We start from the raw sequence: 21,610 nt of genomic DNA, 5'->3' as shown, positions 1-21,610 counted from the left end.
CATGAGGCCTGTGGCCGTTCAGGGGTGCGGGAAACCACACCCGCCACGCGGCCACCCGCTCCGCTGTCGCCGAACTGCTCAACCCACCCCGAAACACGTGACCGCCCCGGGATGCCCCAGCTCGGCATCTCCCCGGCATTCTTGGTCGCGGCCAACTCGAGTCTTGACAACACACTGGCATGGCCGTTGCGACTGACGGGTGATCCTGGGAGGACGGAGCTCGTGTATCGCGGGCGCAGGCCGGTCAGGACTCTGGGGGATGCATGTCGGAGCGCCCGAACATCCTGGTCATCTGGGGAGATGACATCGGGATCTCGAACCTCAGCTGTTACAGCGACGGGCTGATGGGGTACCGCACTCCCAACATCGACCGGATCGCCGAAGAAGGCGCGCGGTTCACCGACTACTACGGCGAGCAGAGCTGCACGGCGGGCAGAGCCGCGTTCATCACCGGCCAGAACCCCTACCGGACGGGCCTGACCAAGGTGGGCATGCCCGGCGCCGACATCGGCCTCCGCGCCGAGGACCCGACGATCGCCACCGCGCTCAAGGCGCACGGATACGCCACAGGCCAGTTCGGCAAGAACCACCTCGGCGACCGTGACGAGTTCCTGCCGACGGCGCACGGGTTCGACGAGTTCTTCGGCAACCTCTACCACCTCAACGCCGAGGAGGAGCCGGAGCATGCCGACTACCCGACCGAGGAGGAATTCCCCGGCTTCAGGAAACGGTTCGGGCCGCGAGGAGTGATCCGCTCATGGGCCGACAAGGACGGCACCCAGCGCATCGAGGACACCGGGCCGCTCACCAGGAAGCGGATGGAGACCTGCGACGAGGAGTTCCGCGACGCCGCGGTCGACTTCATCCGCCGCCAGCACGAGGCCGACCTGCCCTTCTTCGTGTGGTTCAACACCACCCACATGCACTTCCGCACGCACTGCAAGCCGGAGAGCAGAGGCCGCGCGGGGCAATGGCAGTCGGAATACCACGACACGATGCTCGACCACGACGACCTCGTCGGGGACCTGCTCGCCGTACTCGACGAGCTCGGCATCGCCGAGAACACGATCGTCATGTACTCCACCGACAACGGCCCGCACATGAACACCTGGCCGGACGGTGCCATGACGCCGTTCAGGAACGAGAAGAACTCCAACTGGGAGGGCGCCTACCGGGTGCCGGCCGCCGTGCGATGGCCAGGAAAGATCCCTGCGGGCACCGTGCTCAACGACGTCGTCAGCCACACCGACTGGTTCGTCACCCTGTTGGCCGCGGCAGGCGTACCGGATATCGCCGAGACGCTCAAGTCGGGAACAGAGCTCGGCGGCACCTCCTTCCGCGTGCAGTTGGACGGCTACAACCAGCTCCCCTATCTCACCGGTGAGGCAGGCGAGAGTCCGCGCAAGCACTTCTTCTACGTCTCCGACGACGGAGACCTCACCGCGCTGCGGTTCCGCAACTGGAAGCTGGTGTTCCTGGAGCAGCGTGCCCCCGGAACGCTGCGCGTGTGGGCCGAGCCGTACACCCCACTGCGGGTCCCGAAGATCTTCAATCTGCGCACCGACCCGTACGAGCGCGCCGACATCACCTCCAACACCTACTACGACTGGATGATCGACCATGCCTGGCTGGTGGTCCCGGCGCAGTCGTACGTCGCCGGCATGCTCTCGACGTTCGCCGACTTCCCGCCGCGCCAGGAGCCGGCGAGCTTCGGCATCGACCAGGTGATGGACAAGTTGCGCGCCGGGATGACGAACACGTGAGCGGCAAGGGCGCGCCGCGGACCGAGCCGTGGACGACCCGCACGCTCGGGCTGACGAGGCCGCCCCACGGGGCCGGCGGCGCGGTCCCGCTCGCCGGCGGTGTCTTCACGATGGGCTCCGACGCCCACTATCGCGAGGAGGCGCCGGCCCACACGGTGCACGTCGACGGCTTCGCCATCGACCCGATCGCCGTCACCAACCGCCGTTTCGCCGCGTTCGTGGCGGCGACCGGCTACCTCACCGTGGCCGAGCGGCCGCTGGACCCGGCGGAGTTTCCGGGGGCGCCCCCAGAGAACCTGGTCCCCGGCTCGATGGTGTTCGCGCCGACGGCCGGCCCGGTCGATCTTCGGCATCTCAGTCTGTGGTGGAAGTGGACGCCGGGCGCCTGCTGGCGTTTCCCCGAGGGGAGAGGCTCGAGTATCGACGACCGTCTCGACCATCCGGTGGTTCACGTCGCCCACGAGGACGCCGCCGCCTACGCGACCTGGATCGGCGCCACCCTGCCGACCGAGGCTCAGTGGGAGTACGCCGCCCGCGGGGGTCTCGAGGGCGCCGCCTTCACCTGGGGGGACGAGCCCCGGCCGGAGGGTCGCCTCATGGCCAACACCTGGGACGGAGACGATTTCCCCTGGCGTTCGACGGGCGAGTCCGGCTGGTCCGGGACCGCGCCGGTCGGCTCGTTCCCGCCGAACGACCATGGGTTGTTCGACATGGCGGGCAACGTCTGGGAATGGACCTCCGACTGGTGGACCGAACGCCACCCCTGCGAGGCCGCCTCACCGTGCTGTGTCCCTCGCAACCCTCGCGGCGGCGACGTCGACGCGAGCTACGACCCGGCTCAGCCCCAGTTCCGCATCGCGCGCAAGGTGATCAAGGGTGGGTCGTACCTGTGCGCCGACACCTACTGCCTGCGCTACCGGCCCGCCGCCCGCCGCCCACAGATGATCGACACCGGCATGAGTCACATCGGCTTCCGATGTGCCTGGAACCTCCCGGCCGCCGAGGCGGGGTCGTGACTTCCAGTACGGCGCTGCCGTCATGGCGGCCGGGCGCGACCCGGGACGCGCTGCTCGAGTTCCTCGACGCCGCCCGCTCCGTGCCGGAGACCGATCGGGTGGCCTACTTCGACAACGACGGCACGCTGTGGTGCGAGCGGCCGGCATACATCCAGCTCGAGTTCTTCCTGGACGCCTTGCGCCGGCGGGTGGCGAACGACCCGTCGCTCGGCGAACGGCCCGAGTTCGCCGCGGTCCTCTCCGGCGATCCCGAGCAGGCCGGGGAACTCGGACTGGCGCGCGTCGCGCTCGCCCTCGCCGGCCTGTTCGAGGGCTTCACCCCTGAAGCTTTCGCCGCCGAGGTCCGGGCCTTCATGGCGACGGCGACGCACGCCGCGCTCGGCCGACCGATGCGCGCGACCGTGTACCAGCCCATGCTCGAGCTGATCGCCGAGCTCCGCCGGCTGGACTTCACCGTCGGCATCGTGACCGGAGGCGGCACCGAGTTCGTCCGGGCCGTCAGCGAGGACCTCTACGGCGTGCCGGCCGAGCTCGTCGTCGGCACGCTCATCGCCTACGACCTCGAGCGGGACCGCTCCGGACGCCCTGGTCTCCGCCGTACCGGCAGAGTCCTCGGACAGGCCAACGAGGGGCCGGCCAAGGTCGCCAACATCCAGACGCAGCTCGGACGGCGCCCGATCCTGGCCGCAGGGAACACCAGCGGCGACCGCGAGATGCTCGAATGGGCCACCGCCGCCGACCGGCCGCATCTGGCGCTGCTCGTCGACCACGACGACTCCGAGCGCGAGTACTCCTACGCCGGCAAAGCCCAAACCTTGACGGAAACCGAACCCATCACCGAGGCCGCCTCGCGTCTCGGCTGGTGCGTCGTCAGCATCGCCAACGACTGGGAAACCGTCTTCCCACGCTGAATTCGGTGAAGGCGGTCTCGCGGCTCATTGTGGCGACCTCTGCGGCTCCGCCGCGAGATCCACGGGTTCCGGGCCGGCGGATATCCGGCTCATGGCGGGCCGGCGGCGGGACCAGTGACGGACGCGGCCGAGCGTCTCGCTCGACACGAGTTTCCGCGCCGCGTCGGGGAGGTCACGGACGCTGAGGGAGTCGAGCCGACTGGCCGGTCGGCTGACGGGTGTCCAGGCGATGGCCAGCGTTCCGCCCAGCAGGCCCAGGCTCATGCCGATCAGGAAGCCGCCCAGGTTGGAGTAGACGAACGACGCCATGGACAGCAGTACGGCCACCAGGCCGAGGAAGACCCGCTGGGCCGGCTGCAGCCACACCAGCACGCCTGCGATCATCATCACCAGCGCGATCAGGTAGGTCGCCCCCACCGTGCCGAACAGGATCGCCACCGACAGCGCGTCGAGCGTGAACGGGATGGACAGCAGCTCCGCCCCTGCCAGCACGATGAGCAGCCCGCTCCAGAACGGCCTCGAACGCCGCCACGATTTCATGATCTGTCCGTCCGTCGAACCTGTTAGGACCCGTCAGAAGCAGGGATTGTCACCGACCTGCAGGTTGAGCGCGAGGTCGGGGACGGTGAAGGTGCCGGCCGTGACGGCCCACGCGGTCAGCCTCACGTTCCGGAGAACGACCGTCCTGCTCTGCGCGCCGAACGTCCCCGCCGGACCCCTGGCTCCGGGGGCCGCGTCCAGCGTGCTGGCGTCGCGCCCCAGCTGGATGTCGTTGAAGGCGGCCGCGGCCCGCGCCGCCGCGGCGTCGATCACCAGGTCCGTCGCGACCACCGGCGCGTCACCACGGCCGCCGGTGATCCGCACGGTCACCGCTCCCAGGGGCGTCTTCAGGACGACGCTCTGGCACAGACCGAACACCTCGGCCCGACGGATGCCGGTCAACAGCACGGGGATCGCCCTGCCCTTGATGTCGTGGTCGACGCCGCCGGCCAGCGTGAAGCCCTGCGCGCGCAACTCGCCGGTGAAGAGCTTGAACGTGGAGCTCGAGACCACGAAGGTGGCGCCGATCGCGCCCTCGGTCGTGGCGCCTACCAGCAGCGAGGTCAACGCCACCACCGGCGTGAAGACCAACGCGAATCGCTTCCACCGCACGCGCCCCTGCTCGACCATGGCCACCCTCCATGACACCTCATGATGAAATGGGCCAGCATTCCGTCACGGAGAGTGACATTCCAGCCACGAGGTCGATCATCGGGAGAGCCATGACCCCTGTCAACGGACAAATCAGGCGGTGTGCTGTTTCTGACTCTCAGCTGGACAATCTTGCCGAAGACCGGAATGCCCCGCCGCGATCGCCTCAGCGGTGCGTCGCTGAAGCCGGCGAAGCGGTGACAACTACTGGCGGCGCATTCCCGATCGTGATGGCAGAGTCCGTGGCGCGGTAGGCGGGTGTGCCGGCCTTCGGTGGTCCAGGCCGCGAACGCCACCCATGCTCAGAAGGTGGTTCCGTGTGATGTCGAGACGGCCGGGCCGGCTCCGACCATTTCTTGACGGCGCCCGACGGCACCGCCGACGGAGCGAAGGAGGCTTGTGATGAGCAAGATCGTGCTGGATGTGTCGGTGTCCCTGGACGGGTTCACGACCGGTCCGAACGTCAGGGAAGAGGAGCCCATGGGGGACGGCGGCGAGCGGCTCCACGAATGGCATGCAGGGAACGGACCGGACGGCGAGATCGACCTCGGCGTCGTGCGGGAGTCCGAAGGGACGGTGGGGGCCGTCCTCATCGGACGGCGTACCTTCGACCTCGGCCTGGGCCCGTGGGGCGGCACACCGTTCCCCGGCATCCCGAGCTTCGTGGTCACCCACCGGACCAGGGAGGACCTCCTCGGCGACAACGGCGGGACGTTCGCCTTCGATGGACTGCGGGCCGCAGCCCGACGCGCCAAGGAGGCCGCGGGAGACAAGGACGTCTGGGTGCTGGGCGCGGACGTCGCCCGGCAGTTGCTCAGCGCGGGTCTGCTCGACGAGATGCGCATCCACCTGGTCCCCCTGCTGATGGGCGAGGGCACGCCGCTGTTCGCAGGGGAGCGGGCCGGGCTGATCCTGGAGGGGAAGCCCGTCGCGGGGGCTGTGACCCACCTGCGCTACCGCGTTCGCCGCGATGCGTGAGTTCGAAGAGGCGGACCTTCGGGGCCGGCCGCGAGGTCGTCACGAGATCTGTCATCGTCTCGATGACAGATCTCGTCCCGGCCGCGCAGTCGTCTTGCGCGTGCGCGCGTTGGCGCCTGGCAGAAGTCCCCTGCGTCCGCACCTGGACGCGGGGTGCGGCCTGGCGTCGGTGGCTGGTGAAGGCCCGTCTGGTGACCCGGCAGGGCCTTCGAACCCTGGACGCTACAGGCCGGTCATCACCAGGCTCATGTAGTACCAGTAGTCGGTGCCGAAGATGTGCTTGGAGATGTAGACGATCTGTCCGGTGGCGAGCGTGGCGCAGGTGGAGCCCCTCGCGGTGACCGAGCCGAGCTCGTCGCCTTGGCCGACGGCGGGCGGGGTGACCTCGCGCAGGCTGAACAGCGCTGACCCGGTGGTGCCGATGGTGGTGGTCGGGTTGGCGAAGTTGCCTGAATAGGCGCGATCACCGTTGTTCATGGCGACGTACTGGTTGCCGCTGGGGTACATGTACCCCGCGAGGTTGATCCGGATCTCGTCGCCGTTGTTCTCCTCCGCGTCGTGGGCGTCGAGGTAGTTCAGCTCCACCCGGCACGTGGTGGCCGCGGTCGTCGCGCCGGCGGGCGAGGCCGAGGACACAGCCGCCGAGACGGTCAGGCCCGCCGTCAGCGCGAGCGCGAGGATGAGCTTGTGAGATCGCATGCCGTTTCTCCCTCTGTTGACCTGCGTTTCAGGCCGAAACGCCGGCACCTCAGGGTGCGGCAGGCAGCGTGGGTAGGTCAGTGGCCAAATGCACGCTCAATCCACGCCTTTTGGCGCGCTCGCGCGCGCGGGGCGCGTCCGCGGGTCCTGGCGAAGATCAAGAGCGGACAGTTCCTCGGCTCCGTCGTCGCCGCCTTCCCGGAGGGTTACACACACCGACGACTGGCCCGCACACAAACGCTGGTACGCCGTCCTGCACACCTTCGACATCGCCGGCCACCACCTCGACTCCCGCATCGAGCGCACCGGAACCGACGACAACTACCAGGCCGCCGTCGACGCAGCGCAGGAGCGGCTGAAGCAATGGCTCAATGCCCTCCCCGGCCTCCGCTACGGCGACATCGCCATCCAGCCCTTCCGCCACGAAGTCGACGACGTGCTCTTCGGCCTCGTCATCGAGACCTTCGAAGGCACCGAACACGCCGAGCTCTACCCGGACAACCTCGGCTTCTACGAACCCTGGGACGGCTCCTACGACACCTGACCGCTTGACCCGTACAAAAGGAAAGGCGCTGGCGGAGTGCGCCCCAGACTTAGATTGTCGGCTGGAGTTGAACGAGGATCATCCAGTTGCCCTCGTCCTTCGTGTAGGTGGCTCGGACCCTGTACTGGCCAGGTTCGAGATCAACAATGAGTCGATCGTCAGGCTCCAGCTCAGCACCGGGAACCGCAGAATCGAAGAGCACGACCGCCTCCTGTACTTCCCAGTTCAGGTCTTCGTCATCGTCCCAATCCGGCTGGTCTGCGAGGGCTCGCTTGGCCGCCGCGACCAGATCGGCTTCGGAGTTCGCGGCGGCCCAACGCACGAAGAGGCGTTCGGCGGTCAGGTAGGTCGTCATGGCAGGTCGTCGCCGAGAACAAGGGCCTGCTGTGCACCGACGGTAACGAGGCCGATGTAGCCCTCAAGGAAATCACTCGATCATGTGGCTGAGCAGGCATTACGCTTGCGGGCGTCTCGCGTCACTTCTCGCTGTTTTCGACGCTCCCACGGAACAGAGACGGAACACGGCACCTCATCAGCCGGGCGGCCATGCCTGACCGGCCTGCAGATTCATCGGGCGCAGACGGCCCAGTTCCTCGAAGAACTCCTGTTCACCGAGCTCGTACGGCGCGAACTCGTCGAGGTCCAGCTGAGCGTAGGTCGAACCGCCGTACTGGTCTTCATCATGCCGACCCGCCCGGAGACCCTGCGAACGCGACGTGACCCGGACGAGCTGACGTAGCACGCCCCCGCCGCCGAGGACGGCGGCGGGGGCGGCAAAGAGCGTCAGGCGAGGTCCGCCAGCAGCTCCGCGAAGACCTGCGGCCGGCTGAAGTAGCCGACGTGCGAGGTCGCCAGCGTGTGCACGTCGAAGGGGTTGTGCGGGGTCAGCGCGTCCGCTTGGCGGATCATGTAGTCCTGGACGGCCGGGGTGATGCCGCGGTCCTCGGACAGGCGGATGTAGGTGTGCGGGACGCGTCCCCATCCGTCGGCCGTGACCAACGCCGCCGGCTCCAGCACCGTATGGTTCTCATCCGGGTCCATGGAGTCAAGCAGCAGCCGGAACTGGTGGTCGGTGGAGTCGGCCATGATGGCGGCCTTCAACTCGGCGAACAGTTCCGGGTCGGCGTGGGCGCTGCGCCAGTTCAGGCGGGCCACACCGGGGTCGGGCACGCCGGGCACGGCGATCCGGGCCGCCGCGGCGTCGAGCAGGTTGTCGTCGACCACGTCCCACGCCTCGGTGAGCATGGCCGGGTTGCTCAGGCACAGCGCGGAGAGGTAGACCACGCGGTCGAGCAGTTCCGGTACGGCGTTGGCGACGGCGCTGATGGTCAGGCCGCCGAGGCTGTTGCCGGCCAGGACGACCGGGCCCTGTTCGGCGAGCCGGCGCACGATGTCCACCACGTGCCGCACGTTGTCCTGCAACGTGACGGCGCGCATCGGGGAGGGGGCGTCGGCCAGTGCCGCGGCGTCTTGCGGCAGCCGGTAGTAGGCGGCGGGGGAGTCGGCGCGGTCGCCGTGGCCTGGCAGGTCGACGGCGTACGAAAGGTGACCGAGCAGGGCCAGTTCGTTCTGCAGGGGCCTCCAGGCCTGAGCGTTGCTGGAGCCGCCGTGAACGAACACGAAAGTGGGGCGCGAGGTTGCGCGCATGAAAGGAATCCTCGTCATCCAGAGGTGAACGGTGGACGCGGGACCCCGGTGCAAGCGACGGCCTGCACCGCGGTCAGAACGCCGACCGGGTGCGGATCGCCTGCCAGTTGTGGATGACGGAACACATGGGGCCAACTGTAGCGGATGAGGCGATGGCCCCGCCTTCGCGTTTCACTCGGTGCAGTCCTTCGGGCCGGGCCGGACCCGCATCCCAGCGCCGGCACTGACGTGGCCGCTTCGATGTCATACCAACCACCGTCGAGCGCTGACCTGCGGCGGCGCAATCCCGTGTACCTGGTAACAGCACCTCTTACCGAGGGCTGGTCAGGCGGTGGAGGCGGAAGCCGGGGTTTCGGCTGTGGATAGCCGTGCCCGGCGTGGGGCCGGATTGGTTCCCGCAGCGGTCTGGCTGCGCTGACCTGGTCAGACGCTGTCTGGGGAAAGGTGCCAAAGACGCTCCGACCGCCGCATTCCCGCTCCTTGCCCGCTCAGTGCTCGTGCCCGGGGCGACTCAAGCAGACATCCCCGACAGTTCCGTGATCAACACCATGCCGCGGTTCTCGCGACCGGGTGCGTGCCGGGACGGCCGGTTGGTTCGGCTCCACTATGAGAGAAGGCATCGCAAGAGCGGTGGGAGCCACCCTGTTAGCAAGGGTGTTAGCAAGAACCCTGGACGATTAAGAAAAGAAGAAGGCCCCTGAGCGGATAATCCCTGCTCAGGGGCCTTCTTGCATCTGTGCGGCCGGAGGTACTCGAAACCCCAACCTTCTGATCCGTAGTCAGATGCTCTATCCATTGAGCTACGGCCGCTCGCTGCGTAAGCAATCATAGCGGACCTCAAGCCGTGCCTCGAACCAGATTCTCGATTCCTCGTCCCGAGAGTCGCGAGGCCCCGGATCCCGCTCGCCTGTGTACAACCTTCTGTGTATCCACAGGCAGGTCCCAGGTGTGAACAACTCTGCCGTTCTCGATGGTGAGATGGGGGGATGAGGCGAGACATCCTGGCAGCCGTGGCCGCGTTCGCCGTGGGTGCCGTCATGCTCGTCGGTCGGGCCTACTTCGACCGCAGCGGTGTCCCCCCGTGGTTCCTCGCCGTTCCGTTGGCGCTCACGTGCGCCGGCGTGGCCGTACGGCGGAGCGCGCCGCTGGTCTGCCTCGCGCTGGGCGTGGCGGCGGTGACCATCGACGGCGCCTACAGCGGCCCCTCGCTGCCGACCACGCTGGTGTTCACCGACAACCTCTACGCGGCCGCGCTGTACGGCCCCGCCAGGGCCTCGCGCTGGCTGCTGGGTGTCACCACCACGGCGGCGGTGATCATCGGTGCGGTCATCGGGATGCTGGAGCGGAGCTGGCTGGCGTTGGCGATCTACGGGGTGCAGGTGAGCCTCGTGCTGGTCGTGCCCGTGACGACCGCCATGGTGTTGCGGCAGCAGCGCGACCAGGCCGCCGCCGAGCGGGCGCGGGCCGAGCAGGTGGCGCACCTGGCCGAGCTCGACCGCGGCGCGGCCATCGCCGCCGAGCGCACCAGGATGGCCAGGGAGCTGCATGACATGATCGCCAATCACTTCAGCGCCATCGCGATCCAGTCGACGGCCGTGCTGTCGCGCAAGGATCTCGACGCGGGGGCCGTCCAGCAGATCATGGCTTCCATCAGGGAGAACAGCGTTCAGGGGATGGCCGAGATGCGCACCATGATCGGGTTGCTGCGGCAGGAGGGCGAGGACAACGACGCCACGACCAGGCCGCGGCTGGCCGACGCCGCCGATCTGGTGGAGCGGGCGCGGCAGGCGGGGATGGAGACGGTCATGACGGTCGCGGGCACGCCCTACGACCTGCCGGTGTCGGTCGATCTGGCCGGATACCGGATCGTGCAGGAGGCGCTGACGAACGCGATGAAGCACGGCGACGACAGGGCGGAGGTCATGATCACCTATGCGCCGGAGCTGGTGAGCGTGATGGTCGACAATCCGCTGAACGAGGCGAGGACCCAACTGCCAGGGGCGGGCGCGGGGCTGATCGGGATGCGGGAGCGGGCGGCGCTCGTGGGTGGCGCGTTCGAGGCGGGGCCGTACGAGGAGAAGGGGTGGCGCGTGCGCGCCACGCTGCCCACGGAGCATGCGCTGTGATCATCAGAGTGGGGACCGAGGAGGAACTGTGACGATCAGGGTGCTGGTCGCCGACGACCACGCGGCGGTCAGGGCGGGCATCGTGCTGGTCCTCGGCGGCGCCGCCGACATCGAGGTGGTGGGGGGAGGCGGGCGACGGCGAGGAGGCCGTCGCGATGGCCCGCGAGGTGAGACCCGACGTGGTCCTGATGGACGTCAGGATGCCGAAGAAGGACGGCATCTCGGCCACCAGGGAGCTGTCAGGTGTGACCGACGTGCTGATCCTGACGACGTTCGACGTCGACGAGTACGTCTTCGGCGCGCTGCGGGCGGGCGCGGCGGGGTTCCTGCTCAAGAACACCGACGCCGATTCCCTGGTGGAGGCGGTGCGCCTGGTGGCGAGGGGCGACGGGCTGATCTCTCCGGCGGTGACCCGCCGGTTGATCTCCGCCTTCGCCGAGCAGCCCGTACGGCGTGAGCCGCCCAAAGACCTGCTCACCCCCAGAGAGCGCGAGGTGCTGGCCTGTGTGGCCAGGGGCCTGTCGAATGCGGAGATCGCCAAAGAGCTCGACATGGCCGAGGCCACGACGAAGACTCATGTCAGCAGGGTGCTCAACAAGCTCGGGCTGAGAAGCCGCGTGCAGGCCGCCATCTACTACTCCGAGGGGAGCTGACGTGGTCGTCGGCATGGCGTTCGCAGGGGTCGGCATCTACCTGGTCGTCAACGTGATCGCCGGGCTCGTCGCGCTGAGGACCGGCAGTCCCGTGGGCATCGCGATCGTGGCGGGACTGCTCGCGCTGGGCAGCCTCGGCGGCGGCCTCGCGCTCATCCTGACCAGGAAGCCGCAGAACAAGGGGCTGGGCATGGGGCTGATGATCGGCTGGGCGCTCACCTCGATCATCTCGGCCGGCTACTGCACAGGGCTCAACCCCGAGCTCTACCGCTGACGTGCACGAGCTCTTCGTCGGGCTCGGCGTGCTGGCCGCCGCCGTGGTCTTCGTGCGAGAGGCCCGGCGTCGCGGCGCGCTGAACGAGCAGTCGCTGGTGGCGGTCACCGGCGCCCTGGTCGGCGGCGCGATCGGCATGCGACTCGCCGGCTTCGCCGAGCACCTCGAAGGCTTCTGGCTGTACGGCTCGCGCAGCATCCTCGGCGGCCTGACAGGGGCCTACATCGGCGTGCTCGTCGCCAAGCGGATCATCGGCTACAAGGAGAGCACCGGCGACCTGTTCGCCCCCGCGGTGGCGCTCGGCATGGCGATCGGCCGCATCGGCTGCCATCTGACCGAGGCGCCCGGCAGGCCGACCGACCTGCCGTGGGGCGTCCACGCGCCCGCGACCACGCCCGAGTGCCCCGGCTGCCTGGCGGGGCAGGCCATGCACCCGTCGTTCGTCTACGAGATCGTCTTCCACTTCGTCGCCTTCGTCGTCCTGGTGAGGCTGCGCGACAGGGGAGATCTCTTCCCCCGCTACGTCGCCGCCTACGCGGTCTTCCGCTTCCTCGTGGAGTTCACCAGGGCGAACGAGACAGTCTGGCTTGATCTGACCAGGCCGCAGTGGTTCCTCATCCCCTGTCTGATATTGCTGAGCATCCGGTTCGGAAGGAGGGCAGCCCGTGAGGCTCCGGGGTGATCGCATCCTGCGGTACGTCAACGCCTTCTGCCCGCACTGTCACGGCGATCTGCCCGTCGAGCGGGTGCCGAGGCTGAGCGGCTACCTGGCCGAGCGCGATGGCAGGGTGTGGCTCGAACGCGGCTGCCGCACGCACGGGCTGGTCCGCACGCTCTACGACGAGGACCCCGAGATCCTGTCCTACCTGGAGGAGTGGACAGCGCCCACCAAGGCGCACATCCCCGACCTGGCGGGAAACTTCGCGCCGATCCCCGGGGCCTATCTCGACGGGCTGCCCGAGATGCAGACCCAGCACACCTGCATCCTGCTGGAGGACATCACCGAGACCTGCAACCTGCGCTGCCCGACCTGCTTCGCGGGCTCCTCGCCCGACCTCCAGGGCGTCGTGCCGGTCGAGCGGGTGCTCGCCAACGTCGACCAGCGCCTCGAACGCGAGGAGGGCAGGCTCGACGTCCTGATGCTCAGCGGCGGCGAGCCGACCCTCCACCCCGACCTCGCCAAGCTCCTGGCCGAGCTGGCCGCCAGGCCGATCACCCGCATCCTCGTCAACACCAACGGCCTGCTCCTGGCCCAGGACGACGGCCTGCTCGACCTGCTCACCGAGCATCGCGACAGAGTGGAGGTCTACCTGCAGTACGACGGGATCTCCGAGCACGCCTCCCGCCACCATCGAGGCGGCGACCTGCGGCGGTTCAAGGCGCTGGCCGTACAACGGCTGTCGGAGCGGCAGATCTTCACCACGCTGGTCATGACGGCGGCGCTCGGGGTCAACGACGGTGAGATCGGGGACGTCGTCAGGCTCGCGCTCGCCACGCCGTTCGTCGGAGGGGTGTCGATGCAGCCGGTGTTCGGTTCGGGCAGGAGCGGGGCCATCGACCCGATGGACAGGCTCACCCACACCGGCGTGCTCAAGCGGCTCGAGCCGCAGACCGGCGGGCTGGTGACCTGGCGCGATCTCACCGCGTTGCCGTGCTCGCACCCGCACTGCTGCTCGGTGGGCTATCTGATCCGCGACGACTCGGGCGACTGGCGGTCGCTGGTGGCGCTGATCGGGCACGACCGGCTGAAGGAGAACCTGGGCCTGGTGTCGAACAGGATCGCCGACAGCGAGATCCCACGCGAGTTGCGGCTCGCCGTACAGGAGTCGCTTCTGGGGTTGCTGTCGGAGCAGTCGTCGCTGTCGCACCCGCAGATCGGCGAGCTGTGGAAGAACATCTGCGAGAACTGTGACCTGGGGCTGTCGACGCTGGTCACGGTGCTGGGCAGGCGGAAGAAGCTGCGCCGGATGCTGGGGGAGCGGGTGGTACGGCTGACCGTCAAGCCGTTCATGGACATCTCGACCATGATCGAGGAGCGGCTCACCCAGTGTTGCGTGCACGTGGGCACCCGGCGCGACGAACGCGACCAGTGCGCGCCGTTCTGCGCCGTGCAGGCATGGCCCGAGCTGCGATGACCGATCCGCTGAGACTGTGCGTCTACGCCACGGTCGCCCTGCTCGCCTGGCTGCTCGGGCCGTGGGCGGTGCTCGGGTTCGCCGTGCTCGGGTTCGTGGGCTACTGGAAAGCGCGCAGAGCCGGGCTGACCCGGAGCAAGTGCGTGCTCAGGGACACCCGGCTCGTGCTCGCCTATCTGGGGCTGATCGCGATCGCCGCGCTGGCGGCGATCGTCTACTCGCTGATCGGGACGTAGAGCAGCAGCGCCTCGGCGACGCACACCGGACGGCGCTCGCCCTCCACCTCGACCGAGACCTTGATCGTGGCCAGCTGGCCCGCAGGGCTGTTCTTGACGTCGACCAGCTCGCCGCTGGCCCGCACCCGCGAGCCGACGGGCACCGGCTTGGGGAAGCGGACCTTGTTGAGGCCGAAGTTGACCGCCATCTGGATCTGGCCGACGCTCATCAGCTCGGTCAGGAACGAGGGGAGCAGCGACAGCGTCAGGAAGCCGTGGGCGATCGTCCCGCCGAAGGGGGTCTCCTTCGCCCGCTCGGGATCGACGTGGATCCACTGGTGGTCGTCGGTGGCGTCGGCGAAGAGGTTGACCTGGTCCTGAGTGACCGTGCGCCACTCGGTCGGGCCGACCGTCTCGCCGACCGCCGCCTTCAACTCCTGCACGTTCGCAAAGCTCCGCATGGGTGGAACCCTATTGCGCCGCCGCGAGGTTGACGATTCGGAACTCGTCTGGCGTGCTCCCCTTGGTGGCTCCCCAGTACGTGATCGTGCTGGGCGCCGAGGAGGTGCCGATGCCCAACCAGTCGTTGGGGTTCTCGGGGAAGGTCACCCACGAATCGGTCTCAAGATCGAGCACGCTCGTCCCTGTGCTGACATACCGGTCGAGGGCCGGCGAGCCCGACAGGGGGCGGGAGACGCCCACCTTCCGCATGCCCGTGCCGTCCACCCGCTGGACCAGACCCTCCGCCACGCACCAGGTGGGCCCGCAGCGCAGACCGACGGCCTCGGTCGCGGCCGTGATCTGGCGGGTCTCGCCCGTCTCCAGGTTGACGACCTTCGTCTGGTTCTTCCGGTACTCGCGCTCGTAGACATCGCTCGCCCACGGCCAGTCGATCAGGTGCAGGCCGTCGGCGATCTTCTCGGGCGTGCCGCCCTCGGCGAGGAGCCGCCAGACCGTGCCGTCCTGCTCTGACCAGTAGATGTGCTCACCCTTCACGGCGATCGCCTCGATGCCCTGGTGTTCGCCCTTGTGCGTGGCGACCAGCCGCGCCTCGCCCCCTGCCAGCGGCGCGATCCAGATCTCGCGCACGCCGGTCGCGTTCACCCACCAGACGACGCTCTGCGCGTCGAAGGCCACGTCCTGGGGGTAGGTCCACTTCAGGCCAGGGGTCGTCGGCACGTCGGTGACCTTGCGGAACGTTCCCGACTCGGAGTTGTAGATCTCGATCGCGCCCGCCTTCTCGAAGGCGGACTCCGCGTTCACCATCACCTCGGTGGCGCTGACGCCGGTGATCGGGCGGTACCGCCATCCTTCGGCGTTCTCCGCCGGCATCGTGAAAATCGCCTTCGGCCAGATCTTCTCGATCGGCGTCCCCTCCTGTGATCGGGACTCGGCCGCCTCGGCCGAGGCCTGCATGCTCGCCATCACCTCGCTCGGTCCGTCGACAGGAGCCACCGCCACGCCGTCTCCGCCCCCGCTGGTGAAGACGTCTCTGGCGATCGTCGTGCCCACTCCCGCCACCCCGATCACGGCCGCCACCGCCAGGGCGGCGCTCGCCGTCCTTCGTCTGGTACGGCGGCGCCTCCGCGCGGCCAGTGCCGCGGACAGGTCGGGCTGCGGCGCCAGCTCCGCCGCCTGCCGCAACGCGTGGACCAGATCTTCCTCAGTCCTCATGACGCTCTCCCCTTTTCGAGCACGCCAGGGCTGACGCGGAGTTTCTCCAGCGCGCGTGCGGCCTGGCTGCGTACGGTGCCCCGTGAGATGCCGAGAATGTCGGCGATCTCCTTGTCCGACAGGTCCTCGTAGTAGCGCAGCACGATCACGGCTCGCTGCTTCGGCGGCAGCGCCCGCAGTTCGTTCCACAGCTCGCCGAAGGAGTGGCTGTCGTGGTGGGAGCCCTCGGGCAGATCCTCCGTGAGGTCCTCTCTGCGGCGTCTGCGCCACCAGCTGACGTGCTGGCGGGCCATGGCCATGCGCGCGTACGCCTCGGGACTGTCGACCTTGTCCCACCGGTCGGCGAGCTTGAACAGGATCTCCTGCACCAGGTCGGCGGCGTCGTGTGAGGTGCCGGTAAGCACGTAGCCGTAGCGCAACAGCGCCGAACCCCTCGCTCGGACGAACTCTTCGAACTCCACGAACAGGGGACGCACGGGGGGCGTGGACTGTTGCAAAGATCTTTACTCGAATCTCTCGCGCACGTGTTCGATCGCGCGCTACAGTTCTGGGTAACGACTCGAACAGAGGTTCGGCCAGGTGGGAGGGGGTGCCATGCTCGTCCAGACACGCCGTAGGTGTTTCTTCCCAACTCTAAGACGGCCGCTATACCCCGCTATAAAGTCCGAGAGCGTGGACCCTGTGCGCAACCCCTATGCCCCCGGTGCCGGGCAGCGCCCGCCCGAGCTGGCCGGCCGCGACCGTGAGCTCCAGCAGTTCGAGGTCGTCCTGGAGCGCGTGGCCCGTGGCCGCCCCGAGCGCAGCATGGTCGTGACCGGCCTGCGAGGCGTGGGCAAGACCGTCCTGCTCAACACCTTCAAGTCCATGGCGATGCAGCGGCTGTGGGGCACCGGCAAGATCGAGGCCAGGCCCGACCAGTCGATCCGCCGTCCCGTCGCCGCCGCCCTGCACATGGCGATCCGCGAGCTGGCCCCCCGGCACCGCGGGCCCGAGCGCATCGAGGAGTTCCTCGGCGTGCTCAAGGCCTTCGCGATGCGTGACCCGGCCGCAGCCAAGGGCACCTCCCACTGGTCACCGGGCATCGACGTGCCCGCCAGCCGCGGCCGCGCCGACTCCGGCGATCTCGAGATCGACCTGACCGAGCTGTTCGTCGACGCGGCGAGCGTGGCCACCGACCTCGGGGTGGGCGTCGCGCTCTTCATCGACGAGATGCAGGACGTGCAGGCCGCCGACATCTCAGCGCTCTGCGCCGCCTGCCACGAGCTGTCGCAGACGGGCGGGCCGCTGATCGTGGTCGGCGCCGGCCTGCCGCACCTGCCGAGCGTGCTGTCGGCCAGCAAGAGCTACTCCGAGCGGCTCTTCCGCTACGCGCGCCTCGACAAGCTCGACCGCGAAGCCGCCGACATGGCGCTCCTCGTCCCCGCGAGGGAGGAGGGCGTGGAGTTCACGCCGGAGGCGCTCGACGCGCTCTACGAGGCCGCCGACGGCTACCCCTACTTCGTGCAGGCCTACGGCAAGGTCGCGTGGGACTACGCGCCGCGCACCCCCATCACTCTCGACGACGTCAAGGTGTCCGCGCCCGAGGCGGAGGAGGAGCTCGCCGTGGGCTTCTTCGGCAGCCGCTACGAGCGCGCCACCCCTGCTGAGCGCGACTACATGCACGCCATGGCCGCGATCGGCGACGAGCCTGTGGCCACCTCCGACGTGGCCGACTCCCTCGGGCGCAAGCCGTCGAGCCTGTCACCCGCTCGCGACAGCCTCATCAAGAAGGGGCTCATCTACTCCGCCGAGCGCGGTCTGATCGCGTTCACGGTGCCACACTTCGGGAGGTTCCTTCGCGCTCAGCCCATCTGACTCTCTCTAGCCGTGTCTAGAGGGGAAGCTAGGCACGGCTAGAGAGACCAATATGCCGCCGTATAACGCTATCTAGCGTCAGGCCGATACAGCCGTATATTCCGGCATGGACCCGCTGTCGTCCCTGCCGACCACCGCCATGCGCACCGCCGGATGCCGTCCTGTGAGGTAGACCGCGAAGACGGTGTCGTCCTTGTCCACGTTCTCGAAGACGAAGAAGCGCCAGCACATCTCCCGCCAGCTGTCGTACGGCTCAGCCGAGGTGAGCTGGTCGGCATGCGACCTCCAGGTCGCGCTCGCCCTGAGCCTGGCCAGGCCCACGCTCTCGCTCGCGGGGCGCTGCTCGCACGGAGCGCGATAGCGCAGCCGGTCGACGGCCTCCTCCAGCTCGGGTGAGAGCGCTGCCAGCACCACCACACCGGCCAGCGTCCACCACGACAGACCGGGCGCGGGGGCCCACACCGACATCACGGCCATGCCGGTCAGCACGACCGTGCGGCCGATCGAGCGAAGCCCGACGGGTGCCGAGCTGACCTCGCCGAAGCAGCCGCAGCCGGCGTCAGGCCGCCGCCTGCGCAGTTCCAGCAGCACGTAGGTCGAGAGCGCGAAGAAGACGACCGTTCCCCATCGGAACAGCGGATGTGTGGTGAGCAGCAGTCCGGCGGCGAGCACCAGCTCGCCGACGGAGCAGCAGATCAGCGCGGGTGTGCGGAGCGGGCCTGGCACGAGCACGGCCGGGCCGAGCCTGGCCAGGGCGCCCGGCTCCAGGTTGGAGTGCACGGTGGCGAGCTTGGCGATGGTTCCCAGGACCAGCAGCACGATTAAGATCGGCAGCTGCGATTCGAGCATGCGTGATACCCCTATCCGACCCGGGCATTGAAGCACCCCTTGGTCAGTTCCCCGCCCAGTTCTACGAACGATGAGGGCGACAGCTCCACGATGCGGCCTCTCGGCGAGGTGCCGCATTCGACGCACCTGTCGCAGAAGCGTCCGGCCATACAGCCGCACGCCACGACAGGCAGGTTCGCCGCCCGCTCGGCGCAGACATTACGGACTTTTAATAAAGAACCAATAGCCAGGTACGGCAGGCCGACGCACGACACCTCGGCGTCGGGGCAGGCCGCGTCGGAGCGCTCCACCATGGGATAGGCCGCGCCGCGTTCGTCGCAGTCGAACGCGTCGGACCAGGTGGCGGTTCCTGAGATGCGTTGCTGTGGCCCGCCGTACGCGGGGGGAGGGGTTGGTACGGCGCGCGCCGGATAGGCGGGCTGCGACGTCGCGGGCAACAGAGCGTGGCCCACGCCGTCCTCTCTGACACCGATGGCGTCGAAGAGGTAGCCCGGTTCGAGCTGGGGGTGCCGGACGCGGACGCGTCCGGTGGTCCGGTAAGGGATCACCACGCTGCGGCGCCCGCGATGCGGGCCGCAGTCGAGCTCCAGGTGGAGGTCGCGGCGTCCTTCGATCGAGAGGATGGTGCCGGTCATGCGGGTGAGGTCGGCCCAGACCCGCTCGACGACCTTGCCGTCACGCAGGGCCTTGATGATGACCCTGGAGCCGAGGGGGAGGTCGCCGGGAGCGACGTCGGCGCCGTGCCAGGCGGTCGCCCACGGCGCGATGACGAGCCGTTCTTCGGTGCCCTCCTCGGTCTCGACGATGAGCAGATGGGGGCTGACGTCGACGATCTGCCCGGTCACCGCATGCAGGGGATCGCCGCTCTCGCGGTCGGGCCCCGCATGCCCCGGTGTGCGGCCGAGCGCCGCCGCCGCGAGGATTCGGCGGCGTTCCGTGCTGTTCACACCCCTAGCGTCACATAGCTCCCGGCTCCTCCCGGCGAAGGGGAGCAAAATACGCATCCTCGGTGGAACGCATTGACAACCGATGTGTGGCAGACCTTGACTGCACTTTGCAGTTGGTGGAACGAATCCTGGATTCCGGTTCAGCCGCAATAGGGGCTCGGGCTGCGATTCTGGCCACGATGCAGATTGCCAGGACGGATGAGGAGTTCCGCGAGTACGTCAGGTCTCGCGGACCAGCGCTTCTGCGTGTGGCGCACCAGCTCACCGGACACCCATGTGACGCCGAGGACCTGCTGCAGACAGCCCTCGCCAAGACCTACATGGCCTGGGACCGGATCAAAGATCGCGCTGCCCTCGACGGGTACGTCAGGCGGACGATGGTCAACATCAACATCTCGCAGTGGCGCCAGCGGAAGCTGGAGGAGTTCCCCGCCGACGAGCTGCCGGAGATCCCGGTGAGCTTCGAAGCGCCGAGTGAGTGGGAGGAATCCCTCGAACAGGCGCTGAACGGCCTTCCTGCCCGCATGCGCGCCGCGATCGTGCTGCGCTACTACGAGGACATGTCCGAACCGGAGATCGCCAGGGCGCTCGGCATCAGCGTCGGCACCGTGAAGAGCACGGTCTCGCGCGCGATGGCCAAGCTCAGGGGCGAACTATCTGTCCCGGCTCAACCGCGCCAGCAGTAGCGCAGGGGTGCACGACGTCCCTGATGATCCGGAGGGTCGAGAGGAAGGTCTCGAGCTGCTCGGCCGAGAGCAGTCCTGTGAAGGACTCCTCGATGTCATGGAGGTGCTGGGGCAGCACCTCCTGCACCTTGTCCACACCCTTGTCGGTCAGTGCCGCATAGGAGGCCCTGCGATCGGTGGCGCAGGCTTGCCGCACCACGAGGCCGTCACGTTCCAAGCGGTCGACCACGCGCGTCACGCCGCTCGTGGACAGGCCCGTCTGCGCGGCCAGGTCGCCCATGCGCAGGCTGTGGTGCGGCGATCGAGCCAGCCTGATCAGCGTGCCGAAGTCGACTTCGGACAGCCCGGCGGCAGTGAGGGCCGGAGTCATCTTCGCCACCAGGCCGGCGTAGACCTCCGAGAGCAGGCCGATGGCCGTCAGCCGCGGGTCGTCAAAGGGGATCACATTCACATCGTAGAGGACGATAGTTGACGCGCGGAATATTCCTCATGTAGAAATCTGTTGAAGCAAACGTCCGCAGCGCAAGCATCACTGTCGAGGGAGCAACAGACATGAGCACTCGTACCTGGGAAGGCCTCTCCATCCCCGCCGCCGGCACGTACGCCATCGACGTCAACCACACGGTCATCGGCTTCGTCGCCAAGCACATGATGGTCAGCAAGGTCCGCGGCCACTTCGAGAAGTTCAACGGCTCGATCACGATCGCCGAGAACCCGCTCGAGTCGTCCGCCGAGCTGACGATCGACGCCTCCAGCATCAGCACCAACGCGGGCGACCGCGACAACCACCTGCGCAGCGGCGACTTCCTGGACACCGAGACCTACCCCGAGCTCACCTTCAAGAGCACCCGCGTGGTCGGCCACAAGGGCGACGAGTTCACCGTCGCAGGCGACCTCACCATCCGTGGGGTCACCAAGGAGGTCGAGCTCACCGTCGAGTACGGCGGCGTGGGCACCAACCCGTGGGGCCAGCAGGTGTGGGGCTTCTCCATCACCACCGAGTTCGACCGCGAGCAGTTCGGGCTGACCTGGAACGCCGCGCTGGAGACCGGTGGCGTCCTGGTGGGCAAGAAGATCAAGATTGAGATCGAGGGCGAGGCCAACCCCGCCGCCTGACACACTGTCCACAGCCCGCTTCGACCTGGGCGGGCTGTCATCCACAGGTGTGGACGAGGTTACCCACAGGCAGTGGATAACTCTTGGCGATGACGCTCGAGCGAACCACTTTGCCGCACCGCCAGAAGGCCGGTACTCTGTCCTGAGCCAGACGGCTACCAGGAGGATTCGCCTAGTCAGGTCTATGGCGCCGCACTGCTAATGCGGTTTGGTGGCAACACCATCCGGGGTTCAAATCCCCGATCCTCCGCAGGACAAAGGCCCTTTCTCGTGATCACGAGAAAGGGCCTTTGTGCTTCAAGGAAGTCCTGGTGGACCATTGCCGGACCATC

The 21,610-nt window shown here is 68.2% G+C and carries 25 protein-coding genes, 2 tRNA genes and 1 pseudogene; 15 read left to right on the top strand and 13 right to left on the bottom strand.

Going from position 1 to position 21,610, the window contains the following annotated elements; all coding sequences use genetic code 11:
• The first annotated feature begins 263 nt into the window (after window positions 1–263).
• The 3 genes from ABFX55_RS35765 to ABFX55_RS35755 are packed head-to-tail and all read left to right on the top strand — an operon-like array spanning window position 264 to window position 3,690.
• Window positions 264–1,763, top strand: coding sequence for an arylsulfatase (locus ABFX55_RS35765; protein ID WP_346127262.1), 1,500 nt, complete (start codon window positions 264–266; stop codon window positions 1,761–1,763).
• Window positions 1,760–2,779, top strand: coding sequence for a formylglycine-generating enzyme family protein (locus ABFX55_RS35760; protein ID WP_346127261.1), 1,020 nt, complete (start codon window positions 1,760–1,762; stop codon window positions 2,777–2,779). Before ABFX55_RS35765 ends, ABFX55_RS35760 begins: the two co-directional genes overlap by 4 nt.
• Window positions 2,776–3,690: an HAD family hydrolase gene (locus ABFX55_RS35755; RefSeq protein ID WP_346127259.1), complete on the top strand. Its 915-nt coding sequence runs from the start codon at window positions 2,776–2,778 to the stop codon at window positions 3,688–3,690. The genes ABFX55_RS35760 and ABFX55_RS35755 overlap by 4 nt, the downstream gene beginning before the upstream one ends.
• A 24-nt stretch (window positions 3,691–3,714) precedes the next feature.
• On the opposite strand, the gene ABFX55_RS35750 is transcribed toward ABFX55_RS35755, so the two are convergent.
• Together ABFX55_RS35750 and ABFX55_RS35745 are read right to left on the bottom strand one after the other, a co-directional pair.
• Window positions 3,715–4,230, bottom strand: a complete 516-nt coding sequence (locus ABFX55_RS35750; RefSeq protein ID WP_346127257.1) for a DUF6114 domain-containing protein — start codon at window positions 4,228–4,230, stop codon at window positions 3,715–3,717.
• A 33-nt stretch (window positions 4,231–4,263) separates the two neighbouring features.
• Window positions 4,264–4,860 (bottom strand): DUF6230 family protein, encoded by a 597-nt coding sequence (locus tag ABFX55_RS35745; protein WP_346127256.1) that lies wholly within the window; start codon window positions 4,858–4,860, stop codon window positions 4,264–4,266.
• 423 nt (window positions 4,861–5,283) lie between these two features.
• Here ABFX55_RS35745 and ABFX55_RS35740 point away from each other — a divergent pair, with 423 nt between their 5' ends.
• Window positions 5,284–5,859 (top strand): dihydrofolate reductase family protein, encoded by a 576-nt coding sequence (locus tag ABFX55_RS35740; RefSeq protein ID WP_346127254.1) that lies wholly within the window; start codon window positions 5,284–5,286, stop codon window positions 5,857–5,859.
• Between the two features lie 222 nt (window positions 5,860–6,081).
• Here the strand turns inward: ABFX55_RS35740 and ABFX55_RS35735 are convergent, their stop codons facing one another.
• On the bottom strand, window positions 6,082–6,558 hold the full coding sequence (locus ABFX55_RS35735; protein WP_346127252.1) for a hypothetical protein: 477 nt from the start codon (window positions 6,556–6,558) through the stop codon (window positions 6,082–6,084).
• Window positions 6,559–6,646: 88 nt separating this feature from the next.
• Here ABFX55_RS35735 and ABFX55_RS35730 point away from each other — a divergent pair, with 88 nt between their 5' ends.
• The gene (locus ABFX55_RS35730) at window positions 6,647–7,102 is read left to right on the top strand and encodes a hypothetical protein (RefSeq protein ID WP_346127250.1); all 456 of its coding nucleotides are present in this window, start codon (window positions 6,647–6,649) and stop codon (window positions 7,100–7,102) included.
• A 49-nt stretch (window positions 7,103–7,151) separates the two neighbouring features.
• Here the strand turns inward: ABFX55_RS35730 and ABFX55_RS35725 are convergent, their stop codons facing one another.
• The 4 genes from ABFX55_RS35725 to ABFX55_RS35710 all read right to left on the bottom strand — a co-directional run bounded on the left by ABFX55_RS35725 (window position 7,152) and on the right by ABFX55_RS35710 (window position 9,559).
• Entirely contained in the window at window positions 7,152–7,457 is a 306-nt protein-coding gene (locus tag ABFX55_RS35725) for an Imm21 family immunity protein (RefSeq protein ID WP_346127248.1), read from the bottom strand.
• Between the two features lie 177 nt (window positions 7,458–7,634).
• Window positions 7,635–7,844, bottom strand: a complete 210-nt coding sequence (locus ABFX55_RS35720) for a hypothetical protein (RefSeq protein WP_346127247.1) — start codon at window positions 7,842–7,844, stop codon at window positions 7,635–7,637.
• A 41-nt stretch (window positions 7,845–7,885) separates the two neighbouring features.
• On the bottom strand, window positions 7,886–8,749 hold the full coding sequence (locus ABFX55_RS35715; RefSeq protein ID WP_346127245.1) for an alpha/beta hydrolase: 864 nt from the start codon (window positions 8,747–8,749) through the stop codon (window positions 7,886–7,888).
• 737 nt (window positions 8,750–9,486) lie between these two features.
• Window positions 9,487–9,559 (bottom strand) — tRNA-Arg (locus ABFX55_RS35710).
• Window positions 9,560–9,735: 176 nt separating this feature from the next.
• Here ABFX55_RS35710 and ABFX55_RS35705 point away from each other — a divergent pair.
• The 6 genes and pseudogenes from ABFX55_RS35705 to ABFX55_RS35680 all read left to right on the top strand — a co-directional run bounded on the left by ABFX55_RS35705 (window position 9,736) and on the right by ABFX55_RS35680 (window position 14,173).
• Window positions 9,736–10,875 carry a sensor histidine kinase gene (locus tag ABFX55_RS35705; RefSeq protein WP_346127244.1) on the top strand — a complete coding sequence of 380 codons (1,140 nt, stop codon included), beginning with the start codon at window positions 9,736–9,738 and terminating at the stop codon, window positions 10,873–10,875.
• A pseudogene (locus tag ABFX55_RS35700) lies at window positions 10,865–11,528 on the top strand (response regulator). Before ABFX55_RS35705 ends, ABFX55_RS35700 begins: the two are co-directional and overlap by 11 nt.
• 1 nt (window position 11,529) lies before the next feature.
• Entirely contained in the window at window positions 11,530–11,802 is a 273-nt protein-coding gene (locus ABFX55_RS35695) for a hypothetical protein (protein WP_346127243.1), read from the top strand.
• Between the two features lies 1 nt (window position 11,803).
• Window positions 11,804–12,484 (top strand): prolipoprotein diacylglyceryl transferase, encoded by a 681-nt coding sequence (locus ABFX55_RS35690; protein ID WP_346127241.1) that lies wholly within the window; start codon window positions 11,804–11,806, stop codon window positions 12,482–12,484.
• The gene (locus ABFX55_RS35685; protein ID WP_346127239.1) at window positions 12,468–13,937 is read left to right on the top strand and encodes a radical SAM protein; all 1,470 of its coding nucleotides are present in this window, start codon (window positions 12,468–12,470) and stop codon (window positions 13,935–13,937) included. The genes ABFX55_RS35690 and ABFX55_RS35685 overlap by 17 nt, the downstream gene beginning before the upstream one ends.
• Window positions 13,934–14,173, top strand: a complete 240-nt coding sequence (locus ABFX55_RS35680) for a hypothetical protein (protein ID WP_346127237.1) — start codon at window positions 13,934–13,936, stop codon at window positions 14,171–14,173. Before ABFX55_RS35685 ends, ABFX55_RS35680 begins: the two co-directional genes overlap by 4 nt.
• On the opposite strand, the gene ABFX55_RS35675 is transcribed toward ABFX55_RS35680, so the two are convergent.
• The 3 genes from ABFX55_RS35675 to ABFX55_RS35665 are packed head-to-tail and all read right to left on the bottom strand — an operon-like array spanning window position 14,152 to window position 16,302.
• A complete protein-coding gene (locus ABFX55_RS35675) occupies window positions 14,152–14,613 on the bottom strand; it encodes a MaoC family dehydratase (RefSeq protein WP_183652752.1) in 462 nt (153 codons plus the stop codon). The two genes, ABFX55_RS35680 and ABFX55_RS35675, sit on opposite strands and share 22 nt — an antisense overlap.
• A gap of 10 nt (window positions 14,614–14,623) precedes the next feature.
• Window positions 14,624–15,826, bottom strand: coding sequence for a TolB family protein (locus ABFX55_RS35670; RefSeq protein WP_346127236.1), 1,203 nt, complete (start codon window positions 15,824–15,826; stop codon window positions 14,624–14,626).
• Complete coding sequence (locus ABFX55_RS35665; RefSeq protein WP_346127234.1) at window positions 15,823–16,302, bottom strand: SigE family RNA polymerase sigma factor; 480 nt, start codon at window positions 16,300–16,302, stop codon at window positions 15,823–15,825. The genes ABFX55_RS35670 and ABFX55_RS35665 overlap by 4 nt, the downstream gene beginning before the upstream one ends.
• A gap of 196 nt (window positions 16,303–16,498) precedes the next feature.
• Here ABFX55_RS35665 and ABFX55_RS35660 point away from each other — a divergent pair, with 196 nt between their 5' ends.
• Complete coding sequence (locus ABFX55_RS35660) at window positions 16,499–17,680, top strand: AAA family ATPase (protein ID WP_346127232.1); 1,182 nt, start codon at window positions 16,499–16,501, stop codon at window positions 17,678–17,680.
• A 78-nt stretch (window positions 17,681–17,758) separates the two neighbouring features.
• Here ABFX55_RS35660 and ABFX55_RS35655 read toward each other — a convergent pair whose 3' ends face one another.
• Complete coding sequence (locus tag ABFX55_RS35655; RefSeq protein ID WP_346127231.1) at window positions 17,759–18,529, bottom strand: MauE/DoxX family redox-associated membrane protein; 771 nt, start codon at window positions 18,527–18,529, stop codon at window positions 17,759–17,761.
• A gap of 11 nt (window positions 18,530–18,540) precedes the next feature.
• Entirely contained in the window at window positions 18,541–19,476 is a 936-nt protein-coding gene (locus ABFX55_RS35650; RefSeq protein WP_346127229.1) for a hypothetical protein, read from the bottom strand.
• Window positions 19,477–19,655: 179 nt separating this feature from the next.
• Between ABFX55_RS35650 and ABFX55_RS35645 the strand changes: the two genes are divergently transcribed.
• Window positions 19,656–20,162, top strand: coding sequence for a SigE family RNA polymerase sigma factor (locus ABFX55_RS35645; protein WP_346127227.1), 507 nt, complete (start codon window positions 19,656–19,658; stop codon window positions 20,160–20,162).
• Here ABFX55_RS35645 and ABFX55_RS35640 read toward each other — a convergent pair.
• On the bottom strand, window positions 20,119–20,607 hold the full coding sequence (locus ABFX55_RS35640) for a MarR family winged helix-turn-helix transcriptional regulator (RefSeq protein ID WP_346127225.1): 489 nt from the start codon (window positions 20,605–20,607) through the stop codon (window positions 20,119–20,121). The two genes, ABFX55_RS35645 and ABFX55_RS35640, sit on opposite strands and share 44 nt — an antisense overlap.
• A 107-nt stretch (window positions 20,608–20,714) precedes the next feature.
• Between ABFX55_RS35640 and ABFX55_RS35635 the strand changes: the two genes are divergently transcribed.
• Together ABFX55_RS35635 and ABFX55_RS35630 are read left to right on the top strand one after the other, a co-directional pair.
• Window positions 20,715–21,278, top strand: a complete 564-nt coding sequence (locus ABFX55_RS35635; protein WP_346127223.1) for a YceI family protein — start codon at window positions 20,715–20,717, stop codon at window positions 21,276–21,278.
• A gap of 161 nt (window positions 21,279–21,439) precedes the next feature.
• Window positions 21,440–21,528: transfer RNA gene (locus ABFX55_RS35630), tRNA-Ser, on the top strand.
• Window positions 21,529–21,610: the final 82 nt, after the last annotated feature.

The organism is Nonomuraea roseola (assembly GCF_039535395.1).
Taxonomy (GTDB): Bacteria; Actinomycetota; Actinomycetes; order Streptosporangiales; family Streptosporangiaceae; genus Nonomuraea; species Nonomuraea roseola.
This window is presented reverse-complemented; position numbering and strand designations above follow the sequence as displayed.